Source organism: Sporosarcina koreensis (genome assembly GCF_001531445.1).
In the GTDB taxonomy this organism is placed as follows: domain Bacteria; phylum Bacillota; class Bacilli; order Bacillales_A; family Planococcaceae; genus Sporosarcina; species Sporosarcina koreensis_C.
In genome coordinates this window covers 13,979-27,106 of record NZ_LQYA01000064.1, presented here as the reverse complement: position 1 = coordinate 27,106, position 13,128 = coordinate 13,979, and the positions used below count along the sequence as shown (strand labels likewise).

Sequence of the window (13,128 nt, the reverse complement as noted above, 5' to 3'; positions counted from 1 at the left end):
CATTTTACGTCAAAAATGAACAAAAATCAAGCTTCTTTTTGTTCATAGTAAACAATGAAATTTTCAATCGATAGCTGTAAACTAGAGTAGTTAAGGGTGAAAAAATAGGGGAAGCTATATAATGGATATAATCTAGTTTGGGGTGAAGATATTGTTTAATTCAACGAATAGGGATTCCAATCGTACTAGTAATGCGTTTGTATTGAATGCCATTGCTGCTAGCGATGAAATTCTCCGTATCTTTAAAAGAAACCCAAAAGGTCATGTCCATAGTGTTTTTAATACTAGTTTCAATTTATCCTTTGGCGGACATCTTGTCCACATCGGCGCATTGGGGAGTGGGTTGGCTCCGTTCGGAATTGGCATGGAACAATCGAATGCGCATCTACTGACAGCGTTGGTGGCCGTTGACTTGGAAGTATATTGGAACATGGATTCAATGGCGCTGCATTTTCCAAAAGGCATAACGCTTACCTTGGGCCAAGTGAAATGGACAAATCATACGATGCAGCCATCCGATTACGATTTCCCGACTCTTACAGACAATTTTGCGTTTATGGCAGATAGACTTCTTCAAGGTGATTGGCAAACAGGCTTAGCAGAAAGAGCAGAAGATAAGAAAAGTATCATTCATTATTTGTTGGATCCATCGTCGAAGACCGGGAATATTCAGGTTCTGGAGAAATTGGAAAGCTTACGTAATCTTGTCTGTCATCATGAATTGGATGCCGAAAGCGTATTTGATTATTGGATTGGCAGGGGGCTTGGGTTAACACCGAGTGGAGATGACTGCATAACAGGGATTTGTGCTGTACTTTCAGCAATGGAAGGCACGGACCAGACATTTCTGCGCAAGCTTAAATCCTATTTGGACGAACGAGGTCGAAAACGGACGACGCATATTGCTCTGGAGTACCTTCTGTATGCGACTGAAAATAAATTTCATTCCCATCTTCTACAGTTATGCAATGTAGTAGATAAACCGCGCGGGACTGAATTTTTGAAGGCGCTTGAAGAGATGAAGGAAATTGGCCATACATCAGGCGCGGACACAGTAGTAGGTATGTTAATCGGCATGAAAGCTGCCGTTATTCATAAAAAAGAAAGGTGATCGTCATTAATAACGAGTTATTAAAATCAAGTAACTGGATTTCGGGCTTACAGTGGCTCTTTTTTATTTTCACGAATATTGTTGTCATCCCAATCACTGTCGGTGCGGCTTTTGATCTTTCGCCGGAAACGATTGTCAATATGCTTCAGCTTTCCTTTATCGTCACAGGTCTAGCCTGTATTATCCAAGCGTTTTTAGGGCATAGACGTGCCATTATGGAAGGACAATCCGGTCTATGGTGGGGTGTCATTTTAACACTGACTACGACAGCTGCGGCTCAAGGAATGCCATTGGATGTTCTAGGGGGCAGCTTGACGGTTGGAATCCTCATCGTGTCGGTTATTACTCTCTTGATAGGGGTAACAGGGCTTGGGCCTCGTATAGCCAAATTATTCACTCCGGCCGTGATGGGTGTATTTATGTTCTTGTTCGGATGTCAATTGATCGGGATCTTTTTAAAGGGGATGCTCGGTATACCTTTTGGCAACCAGGCTACAAACCCGTCTATTGATGTACCCGTTTCCTTATTGGCGATTGTCATTGCAATCCTGATCATCATCATCAGCGTCAAGGCGCCGACAAGTGTAAGGCGTTACGGATTGCTAATCGGGATAATCGTCGGCTGGATCGTTTATACAATCATTTTCAAGCCGGAAAGCACAGGTGGCGGATCGACAAAATTCGCGCTTGAATTATTCCCATTAGGGAAGCCCGCATTTGACGTCGGCATTATCATTACGACTATTTTAGCGGGGTTATTGAATACGGCGAATACGTTTGGCGCGTTAAAAGGAACGGAAAGCATGTATGAGGTGGAAACGACGAAGTCCGAATACAGGGCATCATTCACCATTACAGGCATCTTCACAGTCATTGCAGGTATTTTTGGCCTCGTTCCAAACTCACCATTCGTTTCATCGATCGGTTTCTTAAGCCAAACAGGGATTATTAAGAGGCTTCCATTTATACTTGGTGGATTCATGTTCCTTGTCATGGGACTTATCCCACCGCTTGGCAGCTTTTTCTCGCAGCTGCCGTTAAGCATCGGTAGTGCTGCTTTATTTGTTTCCTATTTGCTCCTGTTGAATTCTTCCTTGACTTTCTTTAAGGAAGTTAAATTCAATACGGTCAACATTTATCGTTCTGCGATTCCGTTATTCGTCGGGGTAGTCATCATGACCCTCCCGGCATCTTATTTCATTACGATTCCGGGAGTTGTCCGTCCTTTGCTTAGCAGTGGTCTGCTCGTCGGGATCATTCTGGCACTCCTATTGGAAAACCTAATTAATTGGGATAAATACGGTGTGGATACGAAGAAGAAAGAAAAGGATACAGCGGATTCCATTTCATGAAATGATGAGTAAATCAAAATGATGAATAGAAGAAACGAAAAAAGGGCATGAGATTTAATTCTCAGCCCTTTTCTTTACTTCAAATATTCGTTTAGGAAAGTGATCACTTCGTCAAAAGCATTTTGTACAACCGGGTTTTGCCACTCTTCGTCGAATTGGTGCTTTCCGTCCGGAATGGTAATCAGTTTATGATCGACGCCCTGTTCTTGTAAACTCTCCGCCATTAAGACCGATTGCTCGTAAGGGACGTCCTCGTCTTTCGTTCCGTGGAGCAGCAGTGTAGGCGGGTAGTCCGGCCCTACATTGAATAGCGGACAGTATGTTGACAGTTCTTCCTTTGAAATAATAGGAATGAGCCCTGTCAATTCCTCGATCCAGACGCCATACTGCCTCGCATGCATGTAGAGCGCATAACGCTTTTCGATCGGACCGACTGAAATGATTTCATTCGACACAAGCATTTTGGCAAGCTCTCTCGGTACATTCGTCATTGCGGAATAATGGGGGCTCGGCTTCACCGCCCAATCTCCGGTAATGTCGCCATACCCATAAAAAGAAACGATTGCTTTCGGCTTATTTTTGAACGTGCCCGTAAGAAGAGCTAAGAAACCGCCTGCTGAACTTCCGATGACAGCTATTTTTTCAGGATCATAATCAAATTGCTTCGTTCCCTCGTTTTCAATCCAGCGCAGTGCGTCTACAATATCTTCTTGAATGGCAGGCAGCTTCGTTTCTGGCGCCAGCCGGTAGTCAATGGAAAAGATATTGAACCCGGCTTGATGATAATAATCAATCTGTTCCGCTTTCATGTCTTCGCGTGATCCCCATAGAAGTCCGCCGCCATGTATATAAACAATTATTGGGCGAGATTTTTCAGAAGCGGGGTAAAAGTCCGCTTTCAGCTCGAAGTTTTCCTTCTGTTTGTAGATGACTGTTGTTTTCGACAAAATGTCTCACTCTTTCCTTCGTTTAGATATGTGTAATGTAAATATTGTATAATAAGATGAATAATATTTCGAGATAAGGACTTTATCATTCGTGGAAAGGAGTGGGGAAATGGAGTTGAAAGTAATCGATTTATTGGCGATGGAGTCCATGAAGGATGCAGAAGTGTTAAGCGGACATGATTATATTCATAATGGTATTGAAGGTGTAACGATCATGGAAGGTCCCGATATCGCGAATTGGATTAAAGGCGGAGAAGTGATTTTGACGAGCCTTTATTCGATACGGGATTTTAATGAAAAAGAGCAAACAGATTTCATTTTCAAGTTGGCTGAAAAGAGAGTCAGCGCACTTATCATTAAGAAGCATAGTGAAGAAATTTCGGACCAGTTGCTTGAAGCGGGCGAAAGAAATAGGATGCCAATCATCCAGCTTCCGCAAGAAGTTCCATTTGTCGATGTCATGTATCCGATCATGGGGGAGCTTTTTAATAAACAGGTCACGAAACTGCAATACTACAAAGAGATTCACGATCGATTTACAGCATTATCACTTGCCGATAAAGGTCTTGAAAAGATCATCCATACACTTGAAGAGTTGATCGGGAACCCTGTTGCTCTTTTCGACAGGAATTTCAGATGTATCGTTTCAACATACCCCGAGCTTGAAAAGTTTGAAATGGTTGAGAAAGTCCATTTTTACGAACAGACATCAGGCATCAAATTTCCACATTATCGGCAAATTGTGAAATACCCTGAGCTGGATAATATTAAAGGGCATCAGATTGTCGTTCCTATAGAAGCGTTAAACCATAATAAAATGTATTTGCTAATTGGTGAAATTAATAAATCGCTAGTTGAGCTGGATTTGATTGCTGTCGAAAACGCAGCGACTTCCTTATCGCTTGAGTTAGTGAAGCAATTTGCGGTAGCCGAGGTTGAAAAGAAATATAAAAATGATTTGATTGAGGAACTGATCAGCGGGAAAATCCAATCGATACAAGCTGTTTATGAAAAGGCGAATGTTATCGGCTGGGATTTTTCAGGAGCATTTGCCGCGGTTTTATTCAAAATCAATCGCCAGTCGGATGGTATGTTACAGCAAAAAGGAGACCTCGCCGACCGCAGCCATTTTCTCGTGCATGAAGCCATCCATCATTATTTGCCGAATGGCATCATATCGAATAAAAGCAATTTCTTCATTGTCCTTTGGAAAGTGGAGAAGACGTGTAAAAATGATACCGATTGGATCGACGATATAAAGAAAACAGCCCGGACGATTCAAGAGGTCATTAAAAAGCAATTGAAAGACATTGATGTACAAGTAGGGATAGGATGTGCAGTGAATGAAATTTCTGAAATTCCGCAAAGCTATCGGGAAGCGCATGACGCGCTGGATTTAGGAGAGACGTTAAACGGCTTGGCATCGATCACCGCCTTTTCGGAGTTGGGGATTTTTCGATTGCTGCGCCATGTAAATGATTCATCCGCGTTACTGCAATTCATCCCAAAATCCCTGAAGGAACTGCTCGATTATCAGCAGGCGAATCAATCGGATCTGCTGGAAACCTTACAAACCTTTTTGGAATGCAATCAAAACGCCGCCCAAACTGCCAAGCTCCTTTTTGTCCATTATAAGACTGTTGTGTATCGCTTGGAAAGGATCAAAGAAATTACAGGAATGGATTTTGATGACTCTGAAGAAATGTTGTCTGTACGGGTCGGGCTAAAGATTTATGAGCTTTTGCAACGTGAAAAACAAGAATAGGTTCAGGAGGCAGCCATATGTGCTGCCTCTTTCTTATTAAGTTATCCATTTTGGTTAAATAAAAGATAAAACTTTATCAATACATGCTAAAGACTAATTAGTTTAGAACGGTTACAATTAGTAGTGGAGCTTAAAGGCCATCCGGAAATGAAAGATAGTTCATTGCATACTATCCGTACGAAATACAAACAATAATTTGCATCACGAAAATAATGATCAGCATTTACATAACACGGAAAAGGGTGGTGAAATAGGTGAACGATATGAAAGACATTGTACAAAATCTTGATTTAGCCGAAGAAACTGCTGGCCAACTTGAATGGCTTGCTGAATTCGGAAAAGATCCCAAGGGCGGTGTTTCTCGTTTACTCTATACAAAAGAGTGGGTTGAAGGTCAACACGCATTAAAAGAATGGATGGAAAAAGAAGGCCTTGAAGCTCGATTTGATGAAATCGGAAATTTATTCGGAACCTTAACAGGAAAAAACACGAATGAAACGGTATTGACTGGCTCCCATGTAGATACTGTGAAAAACGGCGGTCGCTTTGATGGGGCATATGGAATCATCGCTGGAATCCTGGCGCTGAAATACTTGAAAAAGCATTTCGGGCAACCACTCAGAAACATCGAAGTCGTTTCGATGGCTGAAGAGGAAGGCAGCCGCTTCCCGTACTCGTTCTGGGGATCCAAAAACATTGTCGGTTTAGCGAAACGCGAAGACGTTGAATCAATTAAAGATTTCGATGGTGTTCCATTCGTTGAAGCAATGAAGAAAGCGGGCTTTGACTTCAGAGATGAGGCAAAAGGTGCTCACAAGGATCTAAAAGCTTTCGTAGAAGTTCATGTTGAACAAGGAAGTGTTTTGGAAACAGAGAAAACGGATATTGGTGTAGTGAATAATATTGTCGGTCAAAGACGGTATACCGTTGAAATAACAGGTCAAGCTAACCATGCCGGTACAACGCCGATGGGATATCGGAAAGATGCACTTTATGCAGCTAGCCATATGGTCCATGAAATCATTTCGATGGCTAGAAAAATCGGTGATCCACTTGTGACGACAGTCGGAAAAATCGAAGCTTATCCAAACATCGTAAATGTCGTGCCTGGAAAAACTATTTTCACAATCGATGTCCGTCATACTGATAAAGAAGCGATTGTTTCATTTACAGAGCAAATGACGGCTAGAATGCAGGAAATTTCGAGTGAACATGAAGTGGAAATGAATATCGATCTATGGATGGATGAAGATCCGGTTCCGATGGATCAAACGGTCGTTGAGCTTATTGAAAAACAATGTAAAGCAAATGGCCTCAATTATAAAGTGATGCACAGCGGTGCAGGACATGATTCCCAAATCTTCGCTCCTGTTGTGCCGACAGCCATGCTGTTCGTTCCGAGCCTTAAAGGAATAAGCCATAATCCGGCTGAATTTACAGAGCCCGCAGATTTGGCGGAGGGCGTAAAAGCGCTGATTGGCGCTCTTTATGAGCTAGGCTATAAAGAATAACAGGTTATTTTTTAAAAATGCCGGGTTCTTCCCGGAAATACAAACATACAGAGGAGAATGTAACGATGGGTTATCCAAAAGATATTCTTTCAAGCAGATCTATTATTAAACCGGGTCAATATGCACTAATTGCTCCAGAAGGATTAGTAAATAATGTGATCCCAGGATTTGAAAATTGCAGAATCTCCATCCTAGGTTCACCGAAACTTGGTGCAAGCTTTGTTGACTACATTGTCACAATGCACGAAGGCGGAAAGAACACAGAAGGTTACTGCGGGGAAGAGGATGTACAAAGCTTTGTGTACGTGATTAGCGGTAAAGTGAAAGCGAAAGCGGACGACGAGGAATTCATTCTCGAAGAAAGCGGCTACCTGTATTGCCCTCCAGGCGTAACAATGTATTTGGAGAATATGGAAGCTGGCGATTCACGTCTATTCCTCTACAAGCAAAAGCATAACCCGCTCGAAGGGAAAAAACCTTGGGTTGTTTCCGGTCATGCAAATGACATCGAGTACATGGACTACGATGATATGACAAACGTTCATCTGAAAGACCTATTGCCATTAGACCTTGCATTTGATATGAACTTCCACATTCTTTCATTCGATCCGGCAGCAAGCCACCCATTCGTTGAAACACATTATCAAGGCCACGGTGCATACTTGCTATCTGGTGAAGGCATGTACAACCTTGACAATGAATGGATTCCAGTGAAAAAAGGCGATTACATTTTCATGGCGCCATACGTGCATCAAGCAGCATATGCAGTTGGCAGAGAACCATTAACGTATGTTTATTCCAAAGATTGTAATCGGGATGCAACACTATAATAATCCCAGCAAAGAGGTGTCGAGATGAGAGTAAGTAGTGAAGACTTAAAAGGTCTAATCAAAACAAAGCTTCAAAAGGCTGGTCTGAAAGAGGAACATGCTGATGTCGCTGCAGATGTCCTGACGTTTGCAGACGAGAGAGGTATTCATTCCCACGGTGCCATGCGCGTTGAGTATTATGCGGAACGAATTGCAAAAGGCGGCATCAATACAAACCCGGACTTCAAATTTGAAAAAACCGGTCCGGCTACCGGCGTATTCCACGGTGATGGCGGAAATGGCCATACAGCTGCAAAGTTAGCTATGGATGAAGCCATCAAAATGGCTAAAGAGAGTGGAGTAGCCATTATCGGTGTTAAAGATATTTCCCATAGCGGTGCGATTTCTTATTTCACGAACCAAGCGGCTGCTGCAGACTTGGTCGGATTCTCCGTTTGCCAATCGGACCCGATGGTTGTTCCATTTGGCGGCGCTGAGCCTTACTATGGTACAAATCCGATTGCCTTTGCTGCACCAAGCAGCAACGGGAAGATGATTACATTGGATATGGCAACGACTGTTCAGGCGTGGGGGAAAATTCTTCATGCACGCTCAAAGAACGAATCAATCCCCAATACATGGGCAGTTGACAGCAACGGCGAACCAACGACAGATCCGATGAAAGTAAATGCATTATTGCCGATTTCAGGTCCGAAAGGGTACGGCCTTGCAATGATGGTTGACGTTTTATCCGGAATCCTTCTTGGACTGCCATTCGGAAACAAAGTTTCCTCCATGTATGAAGATTTATCGGAATACCGCAAACTGGGTCAGCTCCATATTGTCATCAACCCGGCATTCTTTACGGGATTGACTTCATTTAAAAATGACATCACGCAAACGATGGATGATTTGAATGGCATCAAACCTGCACCAGGCTTTTCAAAAGTCCTTTATCCTGGACAGAATAATGATGTAGTCATCGAGGATTATAAGGAAAATGGTATTGAAATTGTGGACGATATTTATGAGTATCTAAAATCGGATGTCATCCATAATAACCAATATGACCATAAGAATCCATTTGCTGAATAATAGTCACGTATTGAATAGAGAAGTCGGTTGAAAATTTAATAGGGGTGAGTGGAATGAGAGTAAGTAATGAGCAGTTGAATGAGTTGATTACGACAAAGCTGCATAAGGCGGGTTTGACTGAGGAGCATGCACGTGGCGTTGCAGACGTGCTCGTCCATGCAGATGCCAGGGGAGTCCACTCACACGGAGCAATGCGTGTTGAGTATTATGCAGAACGGATCGCTAAAGGCGGACTTAATGCAAATCCTGATTTCAAATTTGAAAAGACGGGTCCAGTCACAGCTGTATTTGACGGCGATAACGGAGTAGGGCATGTCGCTGCGAAGTTAGCAATGGACGAAGCGATTCAAATGGCGAAAGAAAATGGAGTAGCTGTCGTTGGTGTAAGAAGAATCGGTCACAGCGGCGCGCTTTCCTACTTTGTTCAACAAGCTGCAAACGAGAATTTGATCGGCATTTCAGTTTGTCAATCGGATCCGATGGTTGTTCCATTCGGCGGGGCGGAGCCTTACTATGGAACAAACCCGATTGCTTTTGCAGCACCAGGTAAAAACGGTGAGAATATTACATTCGATATGGCAACGACCGTTCAAGCTTGGGGCAAAATTCTTCATGCTCGATCAAAAAACGAATCCATTCCTGATACATGGGCAGTGGATAGCGATGGACACCCGACAACTGATCCATTCAAAGTGAATGCTTTGGTACCAATCGCTGGACCAAAGGGTTACGGACTTATGATGATGGTTGACGTTTTATCAGGAATTCTTCTCGGCCTTCCGTTTGGAAACAAAGTGTCGTCCATGTACCATGATCTCACCGAGTATCGAAATCTTGGACAACTTCACATTGTCATTAATCCGGAGTTCTTCACAGGATTAGGTTCATTCCAAGAAAGTATTGCGACTACGATGCAAGATCTCAATAACATTAAGCCGGCTCCTGGTTTTGATCATGTTTCCTACCCTGGACAAAGAAGTGCTGAAAGGGAGAAACAGTACGAGGAGAACGGAATTGAAATCGTAGATCATATTTACGAATATTTAACTTCAGACGTTGTTCACAACAATGCCTATGATAATAAAAGCCCTTTTGCAAAGTAAGACTTTTTCATCTAGACTCCGGGCGCCATTAGGCAGGCGCCCTGCGCTTTTGGCTAGAAGGGTGGTCATCCTGAGTGGCCACCCCCTTTTCTGTGCGTTTTTTACAAAAAAAATTTTAAGAGGTGCGTGAAAACATGCTTTATACGATCGTAAAACAGAATTCATACCAGGATTCAGTTAACCTAATGCTTCTTACGAATAAAATTTCCACAATGGAAGGCATTACTAAAGTTCAAATTATGATGGGAACGCCAGCTAACAAAGATATCCTCAAAGCTGCAGGCCTTTACACGGAAGAACTTGAAACTGCTGCTTCCAATGATATGTGTATCGTTGTGGACACTGAACAAGAAGAGAAAATCGAAGAAGTTCTTGAAGAAATCGACAACTATCTAAGCAACCAAGCAATCAGCGCAGGTAAAGAATCTTTCGAAACTGTAAATTCATGGGATAAAGCAGTGAATGCACTTCCTGATGCAAACATTGCAGTTATCTCTACACCAGGTCAATATGCTGCTGAAGAAGCGGAAAAAGCGATTGACAGAGATATGCACGTCATGATCTTCAGTGACAACGTAACGACTGAAGATGAGCGCCGTATCAAAGAAAAAGCACATGAAAAAGGTCTTCTTGTAATGGGTCCTGATGCTGGTACAGTAATCGTTTCCGGTGTTCCTCTTGCATTCGCAAACGTAGTGAAAACAGGGAAAATCGGTGTTATCGGAGCTTCCGGAACAGGTATCCAAGAAGTAACGACTGAAATCGACCGTCTAGGCGCAGGCGTAAGCCATGCAATCGGTACTGGAGGCCGCGACCTTTCTGACAAGATCGGTGCAATCACGATGTTGGACGGCCTCAAAGCGTTGGCTCAGCACAACCAAACAGAAGTGATCACGCTTATCTCTAAGCCACCTGCAAAAGAAGTTCGCGACGAAGTTGTTAACTTGCTGCACAGCATCTCTAAACCGGTTGTTGCAATTTTCCTAGGAGAAGAGCCGCACAACCATGAAGGCAATGTGTACTATGCAAACACGCTTGAAGAAACAGCAGCACTGGCTGTCGATCTAGTGAAAGGCAACCCGATCAAAGCGAACTACAATCACCTTGAAGACGAAGCACCTGCGGTTGACTTGAAACCTGAACAAAAAACGATTAAAGGTCTTTATTCCGGCGGTACGCTTGGATATGAAGCAGCTACTTTGATCAGCAGAGGTTTGAATCTTGGAGAAACTGAACATGATCAAGCCGGCTACCTTCTAAATGCGGACGGTTTTGAAATAATCGACCTTGGTGACGATATTTACACACAAGGAAAACCACACCCAATGATCGATCCGGATACACGTATCCAGTTCTTCCAAAAAGCCGCTCAAGACGAGTCAACAGCTGTCATCCTATTTGACGTTGTACTTGGATACGGTGCACACGACGATATGGCAGGCGCATTGCTTCCTGGCATCGAAAAAATCCAAGCAGAAACGAAAGCAAATGGCAGAAACGTTTACTTCGTAGCAACTGTTTGCGGTACTGACCAGGATCCACAAGACATCGATGAGCAAAAAGCGAAACTGGAAAAAGCTGGTGTTATCCTACGCGATAGCAACAACCAAGCGACTCTTACTGCTTTGGCGATGCTTGGCATTCAGGTTGAAGAGGTAACAAAAGAAGTCGTTCCTGCTAAAGAAGCGGCTACGACTGTTGACTTCACAGTTTCTGAAGCAATCGAGAGACTGTTGAATGAAAAACCAAGCGTTGTTAACGTAGGATTGAAGAGCTTCACTAACTCAGTTACTGCAACGGGCGGAAGAGTTGTTCAATATGACTGGCGTCCAGTTGCTGGCGGTAATCCAAGACTTCGCAAAATCCTAAGCCTTCTTAAATAATAGCTAAAGCATAAGCGCCCCTACACTTAGGGGGCGCTGGAGCTAGGCGAAACAAAAGCGAAGCGCCTATGTCATCCATATAGGGAATATTGAATTATCAGGAGGAAATCAAATGTACGGACAATTTAAAACAATTGACGAAGCAAACCGAGCGGTATTAGATAAAGTTGTATCTGGTGCTCCATTCTTAATCGATGTAGTTCCAGCGAATTCTGTTATTGAAGAACTAAACGGCAAAGTATTACTACACGCTGGCCCACCAATCAAATGGGAAAACATGACAAGCCCGATGCAAGGATCTTGTATTGGTGCTACACTTTTCGAAGGCTGGGCAACAAACGCTGACGATGCACGCAAGATGCTTGAAAACGGAGAAATCGAATTCATTCCATGTCACCATGTGAATGCAGTTGGTCCAATGGGCGGTATCACATCTGGAAACATGCCTGTTCTTGTCGTTGAAAACCAAGATGGCGGAAACCGTGCATACTGCACAATGAACGAAGGAATCGGTGCAGTACTTCGTTTCGGTGCATACTCAGAGGAAGTTATCAACCGTCTAAACTGGTTCAGAGATATCCTAGGTCCAACTCTATCCAAAGCACTTAAAATCAAAGGTGACGGCCTAAACGTTAACGTTATGATGGCTAGAGCAATTACAATGGGTGACGAATTCCACCAACGTAATATTGCGGGCTCACTTATTTTCTTGAAAGATATCGTTCCATATATTCTACAAACAGATGTTGCAGATCAAGATCAACAGGATGTTATCCAATTCCTAGCTGACACAGATCAGTACTTCTTGAACATTGCAATGGCTTCTACGAAAGCTGTAATGGATTCAGCTCGTCAAATCCAACACGGTACAGTTGTTACAGCTATGTGCCGTAACGGATATGAGTTCGGTATCCGTATCGCTGGTATGGGTGACCAATGGTTTACAGCACCAGTTAACACGCCACAAGGTCTATTCTTCACAGGATACGATCAAGACATGGCTTGTAAAGACATGGGTGACAGTGCAATCACTGAAACATTCGGCGTCGGCGGTATGGCAATGATCGCTGCTCCTGGTGTTACACGTTTCGTAGGTGCCGGCGGTATGGACGATGCAGTTAGCACAAGTAATGACATGATGGATATTTGTATCGATCACAACCCGAACTTCTCTATTCCTACTTGGGACTTCAAAGGTGCTCCACTAGGAATCGACGCTAGAAAAGTTGTTGAAACTGGAGTTGAACCGGTTATCAACACGGGTATCGCTCACAAAGAAGCGGGCGTTGGACAAATCGGTGCAGGTACTGTTCGTGCTCCATTGGCTGCTTTTGAAAAAGCGATCGATGCTTACGCAGTGAAGCTTGGTCTAATCGAAGCGGAATAATGAATTCATGTGGAGAGGAATAGTCGTAAGCTAGTTCCTCTCCATTTTTTTGTCAGAAATACAGTGGAATCACATTAAGTTTATTTTTTAAAAAATAAAGGAGAGTCATCGATGAGTAAAAAAATCGTTCTTGCCATTGGCGGAAATGCAATTATTAAAGAAGGT

General features: G+C 43.2%; 10 protein-coding genes. 9 read left to right on the top strand and 1 reads right to left on the bottom strand.

Annotated features, from left to right (window positions below):
- The first annotated feature begins 151 nt into the window (after positions 1-151).
- Both AWV70_RS10175 and AWV70_RS10170 read left to right on the top strand, forming a co-directional pair.
- Positions 152-1,111, top strand: a complete 960-nt coding sequence (locus AWV70_RS10175) for a DUF2877 domain-containing protein (protein ID WP_060206706.1) — start codon at positions 152-154, stop codon at positions 1,109-1,111.
- Positions 1,108-2,463: a uracil/xanthine transporter gene (locus AWV70_RS10170; RefSeq protein WP_235588615.1), complete on the top strand. Its 1,356-nt coding sequence runs from the start codon at positions 1,108-1,110 to the stop codon at positions 2,461-2,463. The genes AWV70_RS10175 and AWV70_RS10170 overlap by 4 nt, the downstream gene beginning before the upstream one ends.
- Before the next feature lie 74 nt (positions 2,464-2,537).
- Here the strand turns inward: AWV70_RS10170 and AWV70_RS10165 are convergent, their stop codons facing one another.
- Positions 2,538-3,410 carry an alpha/beta hydrolase gene (locus AWV70_RS10165; protein ID WP_201024349.1) on the bottom strand — a complete coding sequence of 291 codons (873 nt, stop codon included), beginning with the start codon at positions 3,408-3,410 and terminating at the stop codon, positions 2,538-2,540.
- Between the two features lie 109 nt (positions 3,411-3,519).
- On the opposite strand from AWV70_RS10165, the gene AWV70_RS10160 reads away from it, so the two are divergent.
- From AWV70_RS10160 to AWV70_RS10130, 7 genes are all read left to right on the top strand, one after another.
- Positions 3,520-5,175 carry a PucR family transcriptional regulator gene (locus AWV70_RS10160; RefSeq protein ID WP_060206704.1) on the top strand — a complete coding sequence of 552 codons (1,656 nt, stop codon included), beginning with the start codon at positions 3,520-3,522 and terminating at the stop codon, positions 5,173-5,175.
- Between the two features lie 263 nt (positions 5,176-5,438).
- On the top strand, positions 5,439-6,686 hold the full coding sequence (gene allC / locus AWV70_RS10155) for an allantoate deiminase (RefSeq protein WP_060206787.1): 1,248 nt from the start codon (positions 5,439-5,441) through the stop codon (positions 6,684-6,686).
- A gap of 65 nt (positions 6,687-6,751) precedes the next feature.
- A complete protein-coding gene (allE, locus tag AWV70_RS10150; protein WP_060206702.1) occupies positions 6,752-7,516 on the top strand; it encodes a (S)-ureidoglycine aminohydrolase in 765 nt (254 codons plus the stop codon).
- Between the two features lie 24 nt (positions 7,517-7,540).
- Positions 7,541-8,590 carry an ureidoglycolate dehydrogenase gene (allD, locus tag AWV70_RS10145; protein ID WP_060206700.1) on the top strand — a complete coding sequence of 350 codons (1,050 nt, stop codon included), beginning with the start codon at positions 7,541-7,543 and terminating at the stop codon, positions 8,588-8,590.
- A gap of 53 nt (positions 8,591-8,643) precedes the next feature.
- The gene (allD, locus tag AWV70_RS10140; protein WP_060206698.1) at positions 8,644-9,693 is read left to right on the top strand and encodes an ureidoglycolate dehydrogenase; all 1,050 of its coding nucleotides are present in this window, start codon (positions 8,644-8,646) and stop codon (positions 9,691-9,693) included.
- Between the two features lie 134 nt (positions 9,694-9,827).
- A complete protein-coding gene (gene fdrA / locus AWV70_RS10135) occupies positions 9,828-11,576 on the top strand; it encodes an acyl-CoA synthetase FdrA (protein ID WP_060206696.1) in 1,749 nt (582 codons plus the stop codon).
- Positions 11,577-11,688: 112 nt separating this feature from the next.
- Positions 11,689-12,963 carry a DUF1116 domain-containing protein gene (locus AWV70_RS10130; protein WP_060206694.1) on the top strand — a complete coding sequence of 425 codons (1,275 nt, stop codon included), beginning with the start codon at positions 11,689-11,691 and terminating at the stop codon, positions 12,961-12,963.
- The last annotated feature ends 165 nt before the right edge of the window (positions 12,964-13,128 follow it).